This is a genomic window from Pseudomonas sp. G7(2022), from assembly GCF_052660475.1.
In genome coordinates, this window is record NZ_CP109659.1 from 4,343,476 (window position 1) to 4,364,688 (window position 21,213).

The following is a 21,213-nucleotide window of genomic DNA, read 5'->3' on the forward strand; positions in this document are numbered from 1 at the left end:
ACCGGCCTCGGCCGTCAATGATATGAAAGGATTACAAAGCCCGATCTGCGACAACGGCCACAACGAAACGCAGGTTTCTATAGCCATTGTCGCAGGCTGTGCTTTACAGCCCTTCCAGCGCCGCCATCAGGTCATTGAGCCGATCCACCTTCTCCTCGGTAATGTCACTGGCCGCCAGCCCTTCGATGTATTCGGCCAGTTCCTCCACCGTGCTGCACTCGAACATGGCGCGCAGCGGCACGTCCCGTTGCAGGGCTTTCTGCACCCGCGAAGCGATCTGCGTGGCGAGCAGCGAATGGCCGCCAAGTTCGAAGAAGTTGTCGCGTACCCCGACCTTCTCGACCTTCAGCACCTCGGCCCAGATATCGGCCAGGGTCTGCTCCAGATCGCTGCGCGGTGCCAGGTAATCCTGGCTCTGCAACTGGCCGATTTCCAGCGCCGGCAGGGCCTTGCGGTCGAGTTTGCCGTTGGCGTTGAGCGGCAACCGGTCGAGCCACAACCAGTGCAGCGGCACCATGTATTCCGGCAGTTCGGCGCGCAGGCGCTGCTTGATCCGCTCCAGGCGTTCGCTCTGATTCAGTGCGCAATCTGCGGCCACAAGGTAGCCGACCAGATGCTTACCGTTCACGCCCTCCTGCACACCCACCGCGCCGTCGCGAACTTCCGGTTGCTCATGCAGGCGCGCCTCGATTTCCCCCAGCTCGATCCGGTATCCGCGAATCTTCACCTGATGGTCGACCCGACCGACGTACTCCAGCACGCCGTCACTGCGGCGGCGCGCCAGGTCACCGGTGCGGTACAGCCGCTCACCCGGCGCTCCGAACGGATTCGGCACGAACACCGGCGCAGTGCGCAGCGGATCGCTGACATATCCACGACCGACCCCGGTACCGGCGACGCACAACTCACCCACCGCACCCAACGGCACCAGATCCAGTGCGCCATCGAGCAGGTACAGCAAGTTGTTGTCGGTCGGCGTACCGATCGGCAGGTAGCTGCCGCGAGTCGAGGCCATGTCGACGCGGAAGAACGCCACGTCGTCCGAGCACTCCGCCGGGCCATAGGCGTTGACCAGACCAATCTCCGGATAACGCAACAGCCACTGATGCGCCAGCTCCGGTGGCATTGCTTCACCGGTCGGCAACATCCAGCGCAGGCCGTCCAGGCTCAAGCGATCCGAAGCGAGCATGCCCTGAATCAGCGACGGCACACTTTCCAGCACGGTGATGCCCTGCTGCTGAACATGCACCAGTAAGCCTTGCGGATCGTGGGCGATGGTGTTCGGCACGATGTCTACCCGCGCCCCGAACAGCGGCGCGGCGAGGAACTGCCAGACCGAAATGTCGAAGCTTTGCGAAGCGGTCTGGGCAATCACATCGGCGTCGCTCAGGTTCAGGTACGGCACCTTGCTCAACTGGTTGTTGAGCATGCCGCGCTGCTCGACCATCACGCCTTTCGGCAATCCGGTGGAGCCCGAGGTGTAAATCACGTAGGCCAGGTTGTCCGGGCCGCTGAAGAGGCCCGGATTCGCCGACGAAACCGCGCCGGCCTGAACCTCTTCCCACACCAGCAGACGTGGGCGGTTGGCGCAGCTGAACTCATCCAGCAAGGTCGTCGCCTGTTCACGGCAAGCCTCGGTGCACACCAGCACTGGCGTGCGACTGAGTTCGATGATGCGTTGCAGACGCTGGCTCGGCAGACCCGGATCCAGCGGCAGGTAACCGGCACCGGCCTTGAAGCTGCCGATGATCATGCCCAGCAGATCCAGGTTACGTTCACCCAACAGCGCCACCGGTTGATCCATCTGCACCCCGGCCGCGACCAGTGCATGGCCGAGACGGTTGGCGTTCTGGTTCAGCTCGGCATAGCTCAGTTGCTGATCGAGGCAACTGGCGGCGGTGCGTTGCGGATGTTGCGCGACCCGCGCTTCGAACAACTCGACGTAGCTTTGTTCCAGCGGATAGTCGTGCTCGCTCTGGTTGCAGCCGTGGAGCAGGAAGTCCTGTTCCTCATGGCCCAGCAGCGGCAGGTCAGCCATGTCGCCATGGAAGCCGTCGACCAGCGCCAGCAACAGACGCTTGAACTCGCCGAGCATGCGTTCGATGGTCGACTCGTCGAAATAACGCTGGTCGTAAGACAGATGCAGACCCAGGTCGTCGCCCGGATAGCAAACGGCGGTCAGCGGGAAGTTGGTGTGGGTACGGCCCGAGTCCGAGGTCGCGTTGAGGCTCTGCGCACGGTCCAGTACCGAGACTTCTACCGGGGCGTTTTCGAACACGAACAGGCTGTCGAACAGCGGCTGGCCTTTCGGCAGTTCGCTTTGTTCCTGGATGTTCACCAGCGGCAGGTATTCGTACTCGCGCAATTGCATGTTGCTGTCGAGCAGACCGCTCAACCACTGACGCACGCTGGCGCGCTGGTCGTCCGCCGGGATCTGCACCCGCAGCGCGATGCTGTTGATGAACAGTCCGACGGTGCATTGCATCTCCGGCATCTCCACCGGACGCCCGGCCACGGTCACGCCGAACAGCACGTCGCGATCACCGCTCATGCGGCGCAGCACCAGCGCCCAAGCCGCCTGGGCGAAGGTGTTGATGGTCAGCTGATGAGCCTGAGCCAGTTCGCGCAGACGAGCGCCGTCCTCGACTTTGAGTCGGGTGTAGCGGTCGCCAACGATCATGCCGCCGCTTTCGCCGGCGTGTTCACGCAGGAACGGACGGTCGCTCGGGATCGGCGTGGTGCGCTCGAAGCCTTGCAGGTTCTGCTGCCACCACTGCCGCGCTTCGGCCAGGCTCTGGCGTTGCAGCCAGCCGATGTAATCGCGGTAGCGCGGCGGCACTGCCAGTTGCGCTTGGCGACCTTCGCCCAGCGCGGTGTAGATCTCGAAGAAGTCGTTCATCAGCAGCGAACGGCACCAGGCATCGATCAGGATGTGGTGGTTGCTCATCATGAACCAGTAGCGCGCCGCGCCGACCTTGATCAGGCGCAGGTGGAACGGTGCCTGATTGAGCAGATCGAACCCGGCTTCGCGCTCGGCCTTGAGCAGCGCTTGCAGTTTCGGTTCCTGCTCCACGTCAGCAATGGCGCTCCAGTCCAGGTACTCGATCGGCGTGCGACCCGGAGTGTGGATCACTTGCAACATGTCTTCGCCGACGTTCCAGCAGAACGATGCACGCAACGCTTCGTGACGAGCGACCACCGCCTGCCACGCCTGGGCGAAACGCTCGGGGTCGAGTTCGCTGTTGATGCGGTAGCGATCCTGCATGTAGTACAGACCGGTGCCCGGTTCTAGCAAGGTGTGCAGCAGCATGCCTTCCTGCATCGGCGTCAGCGGGTACACGTCTTCGATGTGCGCCGCCGGCACCGGCAGTGCGTCAAGTTGAGCCTGGGTCAGTTTCGCCAGCGGGAAGTCCGACGGCGTCAGGCCACCGGCCTCGTCCTGCAGGCAATGTTCGATCAGGCTCTGCAACTCGCCGACGTAGGCATCGGCCAGCTCGTTGATGGTCTGCGCGTCGTAGCGTTCGGCGCTGAACGTCCAGCGCAGCAGCAGCTCACCGCCATACACCTGACTGTCGACGCTCAACTCGTTCGGCAACGGTGCGTGTGGATCGTGGGCCGCGCCGACCGATTCATCCAGCGGACGGAACAGCGCGTCGCTGCCGAAGCTCTGGTCGAACTGGCCGAGGTAGTTGAAGGTGATCGGCGCGTTCGGCAACGCCGCCATGCTCTGACGACTGACGTCATCGGCGAGATAACGCAGCACGCCGTAACCCAGACCTTTGTGCGGCACGGCACGCAGTTGTTCCTTGATCGCCTTGATCGAAGCGCCCTGCCCGGCCGCTTCTTCGATGTTGTGCGGGGTCAGGCGCAACGGATAAGCGCTGGTGAACCAGCCGACGGTGCGGGTCAGGTCGATCTCGTCGAACAGGGTTTCGCGGCCGTGGCCTTCCAGTTGAATCAGCGCCGATGGCTGCCCGCTCCAGCGGCACAGCACGCGGGCCAGCGCGGTCAGCAACAGGTCGTTGACCTGCGTGCGGTAGGCGCTCGGTGCCTGTTGCAATAGCTGCTTGGTGCGCTCGGCATCCAGACGCACGCTGACGGTTTGCGCGTGACGATTCTCGCGACCGCCCTCGGGACGTTCGCACGGCAAATCGGCGTTCGGACCGGCCAGTTGCGCCTGCCACCAGCTCAGTTCTTCACGCAGGGATTCGCTGCCGGCGTAAGCCTGCAAGCGCGCCGACCAGTCCTTGAAGGCGCTGGTTTTCGCCGGCAGTTTCACCGACTGATCGGCGTCGAGTTGGTGATACACAGTTTGCAGATCGTCGAGCAGAACGCGCCACGACACACCGTCGACCACCAGGTGATGAATCGCAATGAACAGCCGTTGCTGAGCGTCCAGCCCCTCGACCAGCACTGCGCGCAGCAGCGGGCCCTGGGTGAGGTCGAGACTGCGCTGAGCATCGGCGAACAGCTCGGTGCACTTGTCCATCGACGGCACGCGGACTTGCCACAGTACGGCGGCATCGTTCACCGGTTGATGGGTTGCCTGCCATGCGCCGTTGACCTCGCTGAAGCGCAGACGCAGGGCGTCATGCTGCTCGATTACCGCCAACAGCGCTTGCTCCAGACGATGCGGTTCCAGCGCAACCGTCGGCTCCAGCAGCAACGCTTGGTTCCAGTGCTGACGCTCGGGAATTTCGGTGTCGAAGAACCAGTGCTGGATCGGCGTCAGACGCGATTCGCCAGTCACCAGACCTTGCTCGGCGGTCACGGTTTCACTGCGGCTGGCGACAGCCGCCAACGTCTGCACGGTCTGGTGCTGGAACAGGTCGCGAGGGCTGAAGTGAATGCCCTGCTGCCGTGCCCGGCTGACCACTTGAATCGACAGGATCGAGTCGCCGCCCAGTTCGAAGAAATTGTCGTTCAGACCGACCTGCTCGACGTTGAGCACTTCGCACCAGATCTGCGCCAGGGTCTGCTCCAGCTCGTTGCTTGGCGCCACGTAATCCTGACGGTTGAGCTCCGGGTCCGGTGCCGGCAAGGCGCGGCGATCGAGTTTGCCGTTGGCGGTCAGCGGCATGCTCGCCAGCAGAATCAGATGCGTCGGCACCATGTAGTCCGGCAGTTGCGTCTTCAGGTGCGCCTTCAGGGCTTCGCGCAGTTCGGCTTGCTCGGCTTCGCTTCGCGAAGCGACCTCGGTCACGAGATAGCCGACCAGTTGCTTGCCACTCGGTGCCTCCAGCGCCAGCACCACCGCTTCGCGGATCGAGTCGTGATCGAGCAGGCGCGTTTCGATCTCGCCCAGTTCGATCCGGAAACCACGGATCTTCACCTGATGGTCGATCCGCCCCAGATACTCCACCAGACCGTCGGCGCGCTGGCGCACCAGGTCGCCGGTGCGGTACATGCGCCCGCCATTGGCGGCAAACGGGTCGGCGACAAAACGCTCGGCGCTGATGCCCGCACGGTCGTGATAACCCTGGGCCAGGCCGGCGCCGCCGACGAACAATTCACCGGTCGCGCCTTGCGGCACCAACGCCAGATCGGCGTCGAGAATGTAGGCCACGCGATCACCGATCACACTGCCGATCGGCACGCTGCCGGCGCCCTCTTCCAGCACTTCTGGCGCGAGACTGGCGAGCGGCATGACCACGGTTTCGGTCGGGCCGTAGGCGTTGAAGAACAGGCTCGGCTTGAATACTGCACGAATCCGTTGCAGGTGTTCGCCGGTCAGCGCTTCGCCGCCGGTGATGATCATCCGCACAGGGAGGATGTCGTTTTGCGTGGCGAGGAACTGCGCCAACTGGCTGCCGTAACTCGGGGTGAAGCCGAGAATATTGATCCGGTGTTCGCGGATCAGGCCGCAGATTTCTTCCGCGTCCCACTGACCTTGCGCACGCAGCACCACCTGCGCGCCGCTGAGCAGCGGCACCAGCAGACGCTCGGTGGCGGCGTCGAAGTTGATCGAATAGAAGTGCAGTTCGCAGTCGTCCGGGCGCATGCCGAAACGCTCGATCACCGCCTGGCAGTGCATGGCGATTTCACCGTGGGACACCACCACGCCTTTCGGCTTGCCGGTGGAACCCGAGGTGTAAATCAGGTACGCCTGATGCTGCGGCAGGCTGATGAACGGAAGTTCGGTAGCCGGGTAATCGGCCAGCGCGGCGCTGTCATCTTCCAGGCACCAGCGCGCCACGTTCGGCGGCAATTCACCGAGGGCCTTGAACATCGCCCGGTCACTGAGTAACAGGCCGACGCCGCTGTCTTCGATCATGTAATGCAAACGGTCGAGCGGGTATTCCGGATCCAGCGGCACATAGGCGCCGCCGGCCTTGAGGATCGCCAGCAGGCCGACGACCATTTCCAGCGAACGCTCCAGCGCCAGACCGACCCGCACTTGCGGGCCGACGCCACGCTCACGCAGGGCCCAGGCCAGACGATTGGCACGGGCGTCGAGTTCGGCGTAGCTCAGGGTTCGCCCGGCGAAGGTCAGGGCCGGCGCATCTTTGCGCGCCAGCGCCTGTTCGGCGAACAGGTGATGGATGCACTGGTCGAGACGATGCTCGCCCGGCTCGACGCCAAGGCTGTCGAGCAACTGTTGTTGCTCAGGTGCATCGAGCAATGGCAATTCGCTGAGGCGCTGCTGCGGGTCGGCGATCAGCGCTTCCAGCAGGTTGCGCCAGTGCCTGGCCATGCGTGCAATCGTCGGTTCGTCGAACAGGTCGGTGCTGTAAGTCAGGCAGCAACCGAGGCGATGGTCGAGGTCGGTGACTTCCAGGTTGAGGTCGAACTTGGTCGCCCGCGCATCGTTGGCCAGGTACTCGACAGTCATGCCGGCGAGCATGCGGCTCTGCTGGAATTCCCAGCGCTGCACGTTGCACATCACCTGGAACAACGGGTTGTAGGCGGCGCTGCGCGGTGGCTGCAACGCCTCTACCAGATGGTCGAACGGCAGGTCCTGATGGGACTGACCTTCGATCACGGTATGGCGCACTTGCTCGAACAATTCGCCGACCGACATCTGGCCGTCGAGCTGGCAACGCAGCACTTGAGTGTTGAGGAACGCACCGATCAGCCCTTCGCTTTCCGGGCGGATACGGTTGGCGACCGGCGCGCCGATGCGCAGGTCGGTCTGGCCGCTGTAGCGGTAAAGCAGGGTCGCGAGTGCGGCGGTCATGGTCATGAACAGGGTCAGGCCGTTCTGCGCGTTGAATGTCCGGACGCGGGCAGCGAGGTCGTCGTTGAGGTCAAAACGGAACAGCTCGCCCCGGTGACTTTGCACCGGCGGACGCGGACGGTCGCCCGGCAGTTCCAGCAGTGGATGTACGCGGCCCAGTTGCGCGGTCCAGTAGTCGAGCTGACGCTGACGCTCGCCGGACTCCAGCCAGTTGCGCTGCCACACGCTGTAGTCGAGGTACTGCACCGGCAGCGGTTCCAGCGGCGATTCGCGGTCATCGACGAACGCTTCATACAGCCCGCTGAGTTCCCGGGCGAAGATGTCCATCGCCCAGCCTTCGGTGACGATGTGGTGCAGGGTCAGGACGAAGTAATGCTCGTGCTCGGCGGTCTTGACCAGGCAGGCGCGCAGCAGCGGGCCGGTCTCCAGATCGAACGGCAGGTGCGCTTCGTCGTCGGCCAGTTGCTGGACTTTCTGTTCGCGCACATCGGCGGCGAGTGTCGAGAAATCCTTCCAGTCCATGCGCACGCCGGTCTCGGCATGCACCTGCTGACGGGCCACGCCGTCGATGCTCGGGAACGTGGTGCGCAGGGTTTCGTGGCGCAGGATCAGCGCTTGCAGCGCCGCTTCGAAACGCTCGACATGCAAGACGCCACGCAGCCGCGCCATGCCGCCGACGTTGTACGCAGGGCTGTCCGGCTCCATCTGCCAGAGGAACCACATGCGCTGTTGGGAATAGGAGAGCGGCACCGGTTTGCTGCGATCAACCTTGGCGATCGGCGGCTGTTTGTTGGTACGGCCGCTGGCCTGGATCTGGCGGATCTGTTCGGCGAAATCACCCAGTTCGCTGTGTTCGAACAAGGCACGCAGCGGCAATTCGACGTCGCAGGCCTGACGGGTGCGGGAAATGATCTGCGTGGCCAGCAGCGAGTGACCGCCGAGGGCGAAGAAGTCGTCGCGCAGTCCGACCTGTTTCAGGCCCAGCACTTCGCGCCAGATCGCGGCGATCTGTTGTTCCAGCTCGGTGACCGGCTCGACGTGTTCGCGCACCTGCCATTGCGGCTCGGGCAAGGCGCGGCGGTCGAGTTTGCCGCTCGGGCTCAGGGGCATTTCGTCCAGACGCATCAGTTGTGCCGGGACCATGTATTCCGGCAGTTCGGCGGCCAGTGCGGTTTTCAGGCGAGCGATTTGCGCGTCCTGATCTTCATTGGCGTCCGCGGCTGTGAAGTAGCCGATCAGTTGCGGGCCGGCGACGGTTTCACGCACCAGCACGGCGGCCTGGGCCACACCATCCTGAACGAGCAGACGGGCTTCGATTTCTTCCGGTTCGACGCGGAAGCCGCGCAGTTTGACCTGCTGATCGAGACGGCCGAGGTATTCGATCACGCCATCGTGGGTCCAGCGTGCGCGGTCACCGGTGCGGTATAGGCGTGCGCCCTGCTCGCCCAGCGGATCGACCACGAAACGCTCGGCGGTCAGCGCCGGGCGACCGAGGTAACCACGGGCCAGACCGATGCCGCTGATGCACAGTTCACCCGGCACACCGGACGGCACTGGATTGAGATCGCTGTCGAGCACGCGGCAGACCACGTTGCCCAGCGGACGGCCAATCGGCGAACGCTCGCCATCGGCCACACTGCAATGCCAATGGGTGACGTTGATCGCGGTTTCGGTCGGGCCATAACGGTTGTGCAGTTGCACCGCCGGCAGTTGCGCCAGCACGCGGTTGCGCAATTCCGCCGGCAGCGCTTCACCGCCGGAGAATACGCGACGCAGGCTGGTGCATTCGGCGCTCAACGGTTCATCGATGAACAGCGAAAGCAGCGGCGGCACGAAGTGCAGCGTGGTCACGCCGTACTGTTGAACCAGCTGCGCAATGCGATGCGGATCGCGGTGTTCGCCGGAGCCGGCGATCAGCAGGCGCGCGCCGGTGATCAGCGGCCAGAAGCATTCCCACACCGACACATCAAAACTGATCGGCGCCTTTTGCATCAGCACGTCGGTATGGTCCAGACGATACGTGTTCTGCATCCATTGCAGCCGTTCGGCCAGCGCCGCGTGAGTGTTGCCCACGCCTTTCGGCTGGCCGGTGGAACCGGAGGTGTAAATCACGTAGGCGAGGTTGTCGCCGTGCAGGTGCAGGCCCGGCGCCTGGCTCGGCCAGTTTTCCAGGTGCAGGGTGTCCATGGCGATCATGCTGACGCCTTCCCTGGCCGGCAAGCGGTCGAGCAATGCAGTCTGGGTCAGCAGCAGTTCGACACCGCTGTCGCTGAGCATGTAGGCCAGGCGCTCGGCCGGGTAATCCGGGTCCAGCGGCACGTAGGCGCCACCAGCCTTGATGATCGCCAGCAGACCGATCAACAGTTGCGGCGAACGCTCGGCGGCGATCGCCACGCAGACGTCCGGGCCGACGCCTTTGTCGCGCAGGTAATGGGCGAGACGGTTGGCCTGGGCGTGCAGTTCAGCGAAGTCGAGGCTGCCGCCGTCCCACACCAGCGCGGTGCGATCAGGCGTCTGACGCGCTTGATCATTCAGCAGCTCCGGCAGCCATTGTTGCGCCGGGGTGCACGGGGCGACGCTCCACGCGTCTTGCTGAGAATATTCGCCGCCGGTCAGCAGCGGCAGGTCACCGATGGCCTGCTCCGGGCGTTCGCAGACAGCACGCAACAGGTTGCTGAAATGTTCGGCAAGGCGCTCGATGGTCGTCGCGTCGAACAGTTCATCGGCATAGTCGAACGACAGGCTCAGGCGACCATTACGGTCTTCTTCGCTGTGCAATTGCAGATCGAACTTGGCCTCGCGGCTGTGCCACGGCAGTTCTTCGGCGAGCAGGCCCGGCAGACGTTTGAGCGCACTCAGGTCGCGTTGCTGATGGTTGAACATGACCTGAAACAGACCTTGTTCGCGGGCCTGCGGGAAGGCTTCGAGCAGTTGTTCGAACGGCAGGTCCTGATTCGCCTGAGCATCAAGCGCAGCCTGACGGGTTTGCGCCAGCAGTTCGGTGAACGGCAGTCGCGAATCGACGTCGGCGCGCAGCACCTGGGTGTTGATGAAGAAGCCGATCAGGCCTTGGGTTTCCAGACGCGGACGGTTGGCGTTGGGTACGCCGATGCGGATGTCGCGTTGGCCGCTGTAGCGATGCAAAAGACTCTGGAACGCCGAGAGCAACAACATGAACGGCGTGGATTGATGGGCCTGGGCAGTCTGGCGGATTGCATCGCTGAGGCTGGTCCCCAGTCGAACGCTGTGGCGTGCAGCGCTGTGAATCTGTTTGGCAGAACGCGGATGGTCAGTCGCCAGTTCCAGCGTTGGATGCTCATCACCCAACTGCGCTTTCCAGTACGCCAGTTGTCGCCCGCCCTCGCCTTGCGCCAGCCATTGGCGCTGCCAGCTGCCGTAATCGGCGTATTGGGTCGGCAGCGGCGCCAGCTCGACACGCTGGCCTTGGGAAGCGGCGGCGTACAGACGCGAGAACTCGTCGATCAGCACATTCAGCGACCAGCCGTCGGCGATGATGTGGTGCATCGTCACCAGCAGTTGGTGATCTTCGTCGTCGAAGCGAACCAGCGTCACCCGCAGCAGCGGGCCTTTCTCCAGATCGAACCGGGTGCGGGCTTCGTCTTCGCGGATCTGTTGTGCGCGGGCTTCACGTTCGCTGGCCGGCAGGCCGCTGATGTCAATCAGTTGCAGGTTGAACTCGCCCGCCGCTTCGACCTGTTGCAGGGCCACACCGTCGCGTTCGAAGAAGCGCGTGCGCAGGGATTCGTGGCGCTCGATCAGTTGTTGGAAACTGGCGCGCAGGGCATCCTCGTCCAGTTCGCCACGCAGGCGCAGGGCGCCGGGAATGTTGTAGGCGCTGCTTTGCGGATCGAGCTGCCAGGTGATCCACAGACGGTTTTGCGCAAGGGATTGCGGCAGTGCTTCGTTGCGCGACAACGCAGTGATTTCCCCCTGGGCGCTGCCGCCGTCCTGTTGCTGCTGCGCCACGGCAACGGCGAAAGCGGACAGGGTCGGCGCTTCGAACAACATGCGCAGGTTCAGCTCCAGGCTCAGCTCTTCGCGAACCTTGGCGATCACTTGGGTGGCGGCGATTGAGTTACCGCCGAGCAGGAAGAAGTGATCGTCGGCGTTGACTTGCTGGACGTTCAGTTGCTCAGCCCAGATTTTGCCGATCAGCGTTTCCAGTTCGGAGGCGGACGCGGTCGACTCATGAGCGGTTTCAGCAGTGCCTGATGGGAATACGGCGTAGCTGTCGAGGCTGCCGTCCGCCAGGCGATTGCGGCAGGCCGAACGTTGCAGCTTGCCGCTGGAAGTCTTCGGCAGCGCGCCCGGGTTCAGCAGCACCACCACGCTCGGTGCTTCCTGATACGTCTCGGCCACGGCCTGGCGAATGGCTTTGATCAGCGCTTCGGGCGGGAGGATTTTCTGCACGCTGCGGCTGATTTCCGCCGCGATGCCGATACCTTCTTCGCCATTCTGATTGACCGCGAATGCTGCGACACGGCCCTTGCGCACCACCTCCACTTCGTTCTCGACCGTCTTCTCGATGTCCTGCGGATAGAGGTTGTGACCGCGCACGATCAGCATGTCTTTCAGGCGACCGGTGATGAACAGTTCGCCGCCGCGAATGAAGCCCAGGTCACCGGTACGCAGCCAGGTCTGGCCGGCGTGCTGGACGAAGGTCTTGGCAGTCGCCTCGGGGTTGCGCCAGTAGCCGAGGGCGATACTCGGGCCGGTTGCCCAGACTTCGCCGACGGCGTTGTCGGCCAGCGCTTCAAGCGTGCTCGGCTCAACGATCAGCACCGCATGATCGGGCTGGCTGATGCCACAACTCATGATCGGGCTGCCCTCGCCCGCTTCGGCGCGGTTCTGCGCGAGAGCCTGATCGTCGACGCGCAATGCAGGAATCCCTGTGCCGCGCGGTGTGCCGGCGACGAACAGGGTCGCTTCGGCCAGACCGTAGGACGCCATGAAGCTGTCTTCGCTGAAACCGCACGCGGTGAATTTCTCGGCGAAGCGTTCGAGGGTGTCGAGACGGATGGGTTCGGAACCCGAATAGGCGACGCGCCAGCGACTCAGGTCGAGGCGTTCCAGCGCCGATTCGCTGACCCGTTCGCTGCACAGTCGATAGGCAAAGTCAGGTCCGCCGCTGATGGTGCCGCCGTATTGGCTGATCGCTTCGAGCCAGCGCAACGGCCGGCCGAGGAAGTATGCCGGCGACATCAGGATGCACGGTACGCCGCTGAAGATCGGTTGCAGCAGACCGCCGATCAGGCCCATGTCGTGGTACAGCGGCAGCCAGCTGACGATCACGTCGTCCGGGTTCACGTCGATGCCGAAACCGTGGCGAATCAGCAGTTCATTGGCCACCAGATTACCGTGGCTGACCTGCACGCCTTTGGGCAGCGCGGTGGAGCCGGAGGTGTATTGCAGGAAAGCGATGTGGTCTTGCGGCAAGGTCGGCTCGACCCAACGCTCGGCCAGCGCGTTTTCGAGGGTGTCGACGCACAACAGCGGCGGCGCGCCTTCGATTTGCTGCAAGGCATCGCGCAGGCCGGCGCTGGTCAGCAGCAGACGCGGTTCGGCGTCGGCGATGATCGACAGCAGGCGCTCCTGATGGTGACGCTTGGCCGATTCCGGCGGATAGGCCGGCACCGCGATCACACCCGCGTACAGGCAACCGAAGAACGCCGCGACGTAATCCGGGCCGCTGGGAAACAGCAGCACCGCGCGATCACCGAATCCGGCCTCGGCCTGCAACGCCGCGGCGATGGTGCGGGCGCGCTGATCGAGTTCGCGATAACTGAGCACCACAGCCTGCTCCTCGGTTTCGGCGAGAAAGCGCAAGGCCAGCCGATCCGGCGTCAGGGCCGCGCGGCGCTGAAGGGCTTGGACCAGGGTGCTGGGGAGTTCGAACGCGTCGGTCATGAGGTTTCCTGCCTGAATTCGGCTTGCTGGTGGAATCGGGTTGGCTGCGGCATGCCCGTGCAAGGCATGCGGGACACGGTCTTCGCCGACCGTGCAAGGCATTGGAATGCGGTAGGTCCGGGGCTGCGTACCCGGATCCATTCACCAATGAGAACGGATGACGTCTTGAAATAATTAGTCGGCGGGCAGGATCGCCAATGGGGCTGGGCGCGTGGACGAGTGCGGCGGCGTGTCGCAGTTCTCAGTTCGCACCGTTATGGATCATTAGTTCTCTTTCTCAATTGACAATCATTATCATTCAACATAATTTGTCGCTCGATGTGTAGGACGGCCCGTCCCCCAGACGTCCCACTAACCTATTGGCAGCAAGGTGATTTCCATGACGGAACAAGTATCCACAAGCAGGTGCGATTCACCGCTACTTCAGGCATTCGTCGACAATCGACTGATTCTGGTCAAGATTGCAGCTCGCATTACCGGCTGCCGGTCACGCGCCGAAGATGTGGTGCAGGATGCGTTCTTCCGACTGCAATCGGCGCCGCCGATCACGTCGTCGATCAAGGCCCAGCTGAGTTATCTGTTCCAGATCGTGCGCAATCTGGCCATCGATCACTACCGCAAACAGGCGCTGGAGCAGAAGTACGCCGGCCCCGAGGAGGAAGGGTTGAACGTGGTCATTCAGGGCGCTTCGCCGGAAACCTCGCACATCAACTTCTCGACCCTGGAACACATTGCCGATGCATTGACCGAGCTGCCGGTCCGCACGCGCTACGCCTTCGAGATGTACCGTCTGCACGGCGTACCGCAAAAGGACATCGCCAAGGAACTCGGCGTTTCGCCGACCCTGGTCAATTTCATGATTCGCGATGCGCTGGTGCATTGCCGCAAGGTGTCGGGCAGCCGTGCAGATGTCATGACCGCAAACCGTCGCTGACAGCAGGCCACCCAAAAAAAGATCGCAGCCTTCGTCGAAGGGCTGCGATCTTTTTTTGTTTCAGCGAAACGTCACGCCAGTTTGCAGCGATCAAAAAACCGCTCGCGCCCCAGGATCATCAACGCCGCACGCTTGTGCGGGAAGTCGAACTCCTTTTCGCAGTGGAAGCACTGGTTGTGCATGTGGCCGATCATCTTCGCGTTGTCGGCACGCGGCTCGGCGACGACGCGCTGAGTACGCGGATCATCCAGAAACAGATAGTGCACCAATGCCGACAACCAGCTCGCCACCTTGTGCGGGCCGCGATGGTCTTCTTCCCCGACCAGCATGTGAATGCCACGGTCGTAATTGTCGGCATCGTAGAACGGCGCGATGCGATCTTCCTTGGCCCAGTAGGCTTCGAAGTAAGCGAACGGCTGGTCGTTGAAACAGCCGATCAGAGTCAGCGTATGCGGATCGGCGTCGAGCTTGCTCAGGTACTCGCGATGCTGTTCCAGGCTGCCCTCTTCCTGCCAGAAACTGGCGACTCGCGGACTGTTCTGCCAGCGGTTGAAACGCGCCAGATCCTGCTCGATCTCCACGGTCCGCAGAGAAATCCACGCACCGAGACGCGCATCGAAACGCCGATAGACTTCACCTCGCGGCTTCACCGGACGCAGCGGATGACGCTTGCCGTTGCTGATGACCATTTGCTGCGGGTAGCTGCCGGTCAGCGAAGTACCCAGCCACGGTTGCGGCAGTTGCCAGAAGAGCGTGCGTTCACAGCGATACTCGCCCGCCACGTCCGTGCTCACCAGCAAACCGCTGAGCAAGGCTTCGGTCGGCGCCTGATCCAGTTGCCAGATCAATTGCTGACGCGCCGAATCCCGGGCAAACAGCCAATAACAGGCCGCCCACAGCGCCTGGCCCGGTGGCAATGCATAACGTTCATCGATCTGGATCGGCCCCTGGCCTTCACGATCAAGGCGCAGGCGAATCAGCGGTTGCCCGTCCAGGCTCAGGCTCAGACGGCTTTCAGTGGCATCGGCTATCAGTTGACTGCCCGAAGGCAAGGCCAGGGCAGTCAGGTCATTCAGATTGGACATGGGTCGGGCTCACGATAATCGTCGACAGTTCAACGATGGGACGTGAGCCGGGGCGGGAAATTTAGGCCGGACGGTAAAAACCGCAACTCATGGACGACGCACCGGCACCACGGCGATCTTGTACGGATCGAAGATCTTCAGCATCTGCCCGCTGTCACGCAGGCCTTGCAGCAGTTTGCTGAACGCTTCGCCGGTAATCGGTGCCTCTGGCCTGAGAATCGCGTAGTGGTGGTAGATCTGGTCGATGCGCTGAGACACCAGCAATTCATCACGCACTTTTGCGTTGCGCAGCAGGTAATCGAACAGATACGAGCGAGTGACCAGCGCAATGTCCGCCCGACCGCGCAGCACCATCAACAGGTTGCTGTCGTGGGAATAGGTCAGCGTGGCGTTGTAGGTTTCCGCGAGGTATTTGGGGTCGGCATTGAAGTTGGCGAACTCGTAGTGATAGCCGCTGTACAACGCCAGGCGCTTGCCCTTGAGATCGGCGAAGTAATTCTGCTGGCGACCGGGTTCGTTTTCCGCGACGAAAATCTCTGCGTCCTCCAGCCCCATGTCGACCGTGGTGTGGGGAATGTCTTTCCAGCCCCAGTCCGGATTCTCGAAGATCGCCATGTCCGTGCGGCCCTCCTTGAAATCGCCGAACCGTCGTGGAATCGAGGTGGGGACAAGCTCAAAACGGAAGTCGCTCTGAGCACTGTTCAATGCAGCGACCAATTCCGGCAGCAGCCCCGTGTCGGCGCCGTTTTCCGGGCGAATGGTGTAAGGCGGGAAATGCGCAGCCCCCACCCGAACCACTTGCACCGCCTGAGCAGGCAAAACCCAGGATGCAGCCAGCGCTGCGAGCATCAGCCCGGCGGCCGTCCGATTTGACGAAGACTTCAAAACACCCCACTCCCCGAAAAAGTACCGTTCCATGCATTCAAGCTAGGCGGTTTCGCCCAGTTAGCCAGTTTCCCGGGCCGATAGAAAGTGATCAGCCTTCTTCAAGCACCAGAATCAGCGCTTCTTCGGCCAGTTGATCGAGGCTCAGACTGCCGCCGGCGCGGAACCAGGTGGTGGTCCAGGACAGCGCGCCCGTGAGAAAACGTCGGGTAATGAACACGTCACCTCGGATGAACCCCGCCGCCTTGGCCTCGCCCAGCACTTGCAGCCAGAGTTCTTCGTAGATGTCCCGCAGCGCCAGCACTTTGGCCTGACCGTCTTCGGACAGCGAGCGCCATTCATACACCAGCACCGCCATCGCTTCGCCGCTGCCGCCCATGATCGACTGCAATTCGCAGCGGATCAGCGCCAGCACCCGCTCGCGGACATTGGCCGCATCGGCCAGGGCCGCCCGCATCAGCGCCGTGTTGTAGCGGATGGTTTCTTCCATCACTGCACGCAGGATTTCATCCTTGCTTTTGAAGTGATGAAAGATGCTGCCTGACTGAATGCCCACGGCGCCCGCCAGGTCGCGCACCGTGGTGCGTTCGTAGCCCTTGTTGCGAAACAGGTGGGCCGCCACTTGCAGCAGTTTGCCGCGAGCGCTGTCCGGGTCGGTCAACTGGCCTTCGTCGACCAGTTCGCGCATGACCTTCAGGGCTTTTTGCTCGTCCACCCGTTCTCTCCTACAGTCGTTCAGTCGTCTGCCGCCCTGAAACCGCAGGGTTGCGCGGGCAATTTAAGCCGCCGGCCGCGACCAAGCAAGCGCTTGGGCAGAAGATAATTTCGCCTGTTTACAAACCAAGCGCTTGCTTGGTAGCCTCGATGCACTTCTGTCACAGGTTGCTGAGTCGGAGATGAAAATGCCCACCACGGTTCGCATCGGATGCGCCAGCGCATTCTGGGGAGACACCTCGACCGCCGCCGCGCAGCTTGTAGCCGGTGGAAAGCTGGATTATCTGGTGTTCGACTACCTGGCCGAGATCACGATGTCGATCATGGCCGGCGCGCGAATGAAGGACCCGCAGGCTGGGTTCGCCGGGGACTTCATCGAAGTCCTGGCGCCCCTGCTGCCGCAACTGGCCGAACAGAAGATACGCGTCATCAGCAATGCCGGCGGGGTCAATCCCCAGGCCTGTGCCGCCGCCCTGCAAGCGGCCTGCGACAAGGCCGGCGTGGCACTGAAAATCGCCGTGCTGTCGGGCGATGACCTGCAACCTCACTTCAAACACCTCGCCTCCCAAGGCATCACGGAAATGTTCAGCGGCGCCCCGCTGCCGCCGACGTGCGTGTCGATCAACGCCTACCTCGGCGCGCCGGGCATTGTCGAAGCGCTGCGCCTGGGCGCCGATATTGTGATTACAGGCCGGGTGGTCGACAGCGCAGTGGTCAGCGCCGCACTGGCGCATGAATTCGGCTGGTCGTGGCACGACTACGACAAACTCGCGCAAGCCGCCCTGGCCGGGCACATCATCGAATGCGGCGCGCAGTGCACCGGCGGCAACTTCACCGATTGGCGCGACGTGCCGGATTACGAACACATCGGCTTTCCGATCGTCGAAGTCAGCGCCGACGGCCAGTTCATCGTCAGCAAACCCGAAGGCTCCGGCGGATTGGTCACGCCGCTGACCGTCGGCGAACAGATGCTTTACGAGATCGGCGATCCACAGGCCTATCTGTTGCCCGATGTGGTCTGCGATTTCAGTCAGGTCAAACTTCAGCAACAAGGCAAGAACGCGGTTCGGGTCCACGGCGCCAAAGGCCTGCCACCCAGCGACAAATACAAGGTCAGCGCGACATACCCGGACGGTTTCCGCTGTACCGCCAGTTGCCTGATCGCCGGCATCGATGCGGTGGAAAAGGCTCGGCGCGTCAGTCAGGCGATCATCGACAAGACTTCGGAAATGCTCGAGCAACGCGGCTGGGGCCCTTACACCGAAACCCATATCGAGCTGCTTGGCAGCGAAGCCACCTACGGCCCTCACGGCCAGCGCCGGGACAGCCGCGAAGTGGTGATCAAACTCGCCGTGCGCCACCCGAACAAACAGGCGCTGATCCTGTTCTCCCGGGAAATCGCCCAGGCCGCGACCGGCATGGCACCGGGGCTGACCGGCATCGTCGGCGGGCGTCCGACGGTGTATCCGCTGATCCGGCTGTTCTCGTTCCTGATCGACAAAAGCGCCTGCACATTGCAGATCGACATCGACGGCCATTCTCATCCGTTCGCCCTGCCCGCCCCCACCCCACTCGACAGCCAGGATCTGCCCCTGCCCCACGAAACGCCTGGCCCCCAGGGCCGCGCCGACGCCAGCGTAGCGTTGGTGAAACTGGCGGTGGCGCGCTCCGGCGACAAAGGCAATCACAGCAACATCGGCGTACTGCCGCGCCGCCCCGAATACCTGCCGTGGATTGCCGAAGCGCTGACCCCGGCGGTGGTTGTCGACTGGATGAGTCATGTCCTCGACCCGATTCAAGGCCGGGTCGAGCGCTGGTATCTGCCGGGTACTCACAGCCTGAATTTCCTGCTGGAAAACGCCCTCGGTGGTGGCGGCGTGGCGAGTCTGCGCATCGACCCGCAAGGCAAGGCTTTCGCCCAACAACTACTGGAAATCCAGATCCCGGTGCCGCAGAGCATCGCCGAACAGTTCGACTAGAGGATTGGCACCATGGCGTATGAATCGATTTTCCGGGCTGATCTGTTCAGCGGTCAGACCGTGATCGTCACCGGTGGCGGCAGCGGCATCGGGCGATGCACCGCCCATGAACTGGCGGCGCTCGGGGCCAACGTGGTGCTGGTCGGACGCAAACCGGAAAAGCTGCAAGCCGTTGCCGCCGAAATTGCCGAGGACGGTGGTCGTGCGCACTGGAAAGCGTGTGATATCCGCGATGAAGAAGCCGTGAAGGCACTGGTCAGCGAACTGATCCGCGAACACGGGCCGATCCACGGGCTGGTCAACAATGCCGGCGGCCAGTACCCCTCGCCCCTGGCCTCGATCAACCAGAAAGGTTTCGAAACCGTGCTGCGCACCAATCTGGTCGGCGGTTTCCTGATGGCCCGGGAAGTGTTCAATCAGTCGATGAGCAAACACGGCGGCAACATCGTCAACATGCTCGCCGACATGTGGGGCGGCATGCCCGGCATGGGCCACTCCGGTGCCGCGCGGTCGGGCATGGACAACTTCACCAAAACCGCGGCGTTCGAATGGGGTTATGCCGGCGTTCGGGTGAATGCGGTGGCACCGGGCTGGATCGCTTCCAGCGGCATGGACACTTACGAAGGCGCGTTCAAGGCCGTGATCCCGACCTTGCGCGAACACGTGCCGCTCAAGCGCATCGGCACGGAATCGGAAGTCAGCGCGGCGATCGTGTTTCTGCTCAGCCCGGCTGCCGCGTTCGTCAGCGGCAGCACCTTGCGCATCGACGGCGCCGCCAGCCTGGGCAGTCGCGCCTGGCCGCTGCACAAGGCGACCCACAGCAAATCCTTCAACGGTTTTCACCGGGCCTATATACCGGATGTCTTGAAGGACAAGGAGTAAGCCATGCCGGTCATTCAATCCCAGCTCGATCCGCACAGCGAAGCCTTCGCCCGCAACCGCGCAGCGATGCTTGCGGCCATCGAGCAAGTCCAGCAGCTGGAACAGAACCTGCTGAACAAGGCTGCCGAAGCCAAGCCCAAATTCGACAAACGCGGACAATTGCTGCCCCGTGAGCGCCTGAATCTGTTGCTCGACCCCGGCGCGCCCTTCCTCGAACTGGCGAGCCTGGCCGGCTACAAGCTGCACGACGACAAGGACGGCAGCTCGGCCGGTGGCGGCTTGATCGCCGGCATCGGTTACGTGTCCGGCGTTCGCGCCTTGATCGTGGCGAACAACAGCGCGATCAAGGGCGGGACGATTTCCCCGTCGGGCCTGAAAAAATCCCTGCGTCTGCAACAGATTGCCCAGGAAAACAAACTGCCGGTCATCACCCTCGCCGAAAGCGGCGGCGCCAACCTCAATTATGCGGCGGAGATTTTCGTCGAAGGTGCGCGCAGTTTTGCCAATCAGGCGCGCATGTCCGCCATGGGTTTGCCGCAGATCACCGTGGTGCACGGTTCGGCCACCGCCGGCGGCGCCTATCAGCCGGGGCTGTCGGATTACGTGGTGGTGGTGCGCGGCAAGGCCAAGCTGTTTCTCGCAGGTCCTCCATTGCTAAAAGCAGCGACCGGTGAAGTTGCCACGGACGAAGAACTGGGCGGCGCCGAGATGCACGCACAAGTCGCCGGCACCGCCGAATACCTGGCCGAAAACGATGCCGACGGCGTGCGTCAGGTGCGGGAAATCGTCAGCCTGCTGAACTGGAACGAGCAACTGCCGTGGCTGCCTGAGCCGCAATTCAAGGAACCGTTGTACCCCATCGACGAGCTGCTCGGCCTGATCCCGGACGACCCGAAAAAACCTTACGACGTGCGCGAAATCATTGCGCGGATCGCCGACGAATCGCGCTTCATGGAGTTCAAGGGCGAGTTCGATCAGCAGACCGTTTGCGGCCACCTGAAAATTCAGGGCCGCGCCTGCGGTTTCATCGGCAACAACGGCCCGATCACGCCCAACGGCGCGAGCAAGGCCGCGCAGTTCATTCAACTGTGTGACCAGAGCCAGACGCCGCTGCTGTTTTTCCATAACACCACCGGGTTCATGGTCGGCACCGAATCGGAACAGCACGGCGTGATCAAGCACGGCTCGAAACTGATCCAGGCCGTGGCCAATGCGCGGGTGCCGAAACTGACCATTGTGGTCGGCGGTTCCTATGGCGCGGGCAACTACGCAATGTGCGGACGCGGGCTTGATCCGCGCTTCATTTTCGCCTGGCCCAACAGCCGTACCGCCGTGATGGGTGGCGCCCAGGCCGGCAAGGTGTTGCGTATCGTCACCGAAGCCAAGCAGTTGAAGGACGGCCTGGCGCCCGACCCGAAAATGCTCGACATGCTGGAGCAGGTCACCGCACAGAAACTCGACAGCCAGTCCACCGCCCTCTATGGCAGCGCCAACCTGTGGGACGACGGGCTGATCGATCCACGCGACACCCGCACCCTGCTCGGTTACTTGCTGGACATCTGCCACGAAGCCGGCATCCGCACGTTGCAACCCAACAGCTTCGGCGTCAGCCGGTTCTGATCGCCACGG

General features: G+C 62.9%; 8 protein-coding genes. 4 read left to right on the forward strand and 4 right to left on the reverse strand.

The window, feature by feature from the left end:
* Nucleotides 1–103 precede the first annotated feature (103 nt).
* On the reverse strand, nucleotides 104–13,105 hold the full coding sequence (locus NE357_RS19765; RefSeq protein ID WP_169431281.1) for a non-ribosomal peptide synthetase: 13,002 nt from the start codon (nucleotides 13,103–13,105) through the stop codon (nucleotides 104–106).
* A gap of 379 nt (nucleotides 13,106–13,484) precedes the next feature.
* On the opposite strand from NE357_RS19765, the gene NE357_RS19770 reads away from it, so the two are divergent.
* Nucleotides 13,485–14,039, forward strand: a complete 555-nt coding sequence (locus NE357_RS19770; protein WP_169431282.1) for an RNA polymerase factor sigma-70 — start codon at nucleotides 13,485–13,487, stop codon at nucleotides 14,037–14,039.
* A 71-nt stretch (nucleotides 14,040–14,110) separates the two neighbouring features.
* On the opposite strand, the gene NE357_RS19775 is transcribed toward NE357_RS19770, so the two are convergent.
* From NE357_RS19775 to NE357_RS19785, 3 genes are all read right to left on the reverse strand, one after another.
* Nucleotides 14,111–15,124 carry a GNAT family N-acetyltransferase gene (locus NE357_RS19775; protein WP_169431283.1) on the reverse strand — a complete coding sequence of 338 codons (1,014 nt, stop codon included), beginning with the start codon at nucleotides 15,122–15,124 and terminating at the stop codon, nucleotides 14,111–14,113.
* 87 nt (nucleotides 15,125–15,211) lie between these two features.
* Nucleotides 15,212–16,009 (reverse strand): substrate-binding periplasmic protein, encoded by a 798-nt coding sequence (locus NE357_RS19780; RefSeq protein WP_169431284.1) that lies wholly within the window; start codon nucleotides 16,007–16,009, stop codon nucleotides 15,212–15,214.
* Between the two features lie 91 nt (nucleotides 16,010–16,100).
* Nucleotides 16,101–16,724 (reverse strand): TetR/AcrR family transcriptional regulator, encoded by a 624-nt coding sequence (locus NE357_RS19785; protein ID WP_212633392.1) that lies wholly within the window; start codon nucleotides 16,722–16,724, stop codon nucleotides 16,101–16,103.
* A gap of 187 nt (nucleotides 16,725–16,911) precedes the next feature.
* On the opposite strand from NE357_RS19785, the gene NE357_RS19790 reads away from it, so the two are divergent.
* The 3 genes from NE357_RS19790 to atuC are packed head-to-tail and all read left to right on the forward strand — an operon-like array spanning nucleotide 16,912 to nucleotide 21,204.
* Nucleotides 16,912–18,702, forward strand: a complete 1,791-nt coding sequence (locus NE357_RS19790; RefSeq protein WP_169431285.1) for an acyclic terpene utilization AtuA family protein — start codon at nucleotides 16,912–16,914, stop codon at nucleotides 18,700–18,702.
* 12 nt (nucleotides 18,703–18,714) lie between these two features.
* The gene (locus NE357_RS19795; protein ID WP_169431286.1) at nucleotides 18,715–19,584 is read left to right on the forward strand and encodes an SDR family oxidoreductase; all 870 of its coding nucleotides are present in this window, start codon (nucleotides 18,715–18,717) and stop codon (nucleotides 19,582–19,584) included.
* 3 nt (nucleotides 19,585–19,587) lie between these two features.
* Complete coding sequence (atuC, locus tag NE357_RS19800) at nucleotides 19,588–21,204, forward strand: geranyl-CoA carboxylase subunit beta (RefSeq protein WP_169431287.1); 1,617 nt, start codon at nucleotides 19,588–19,590, stop codon at nucleotides 21,202–21,204.
* Nucleotides 21,205–21,213 lie beyond the last annotated feature (9 nt).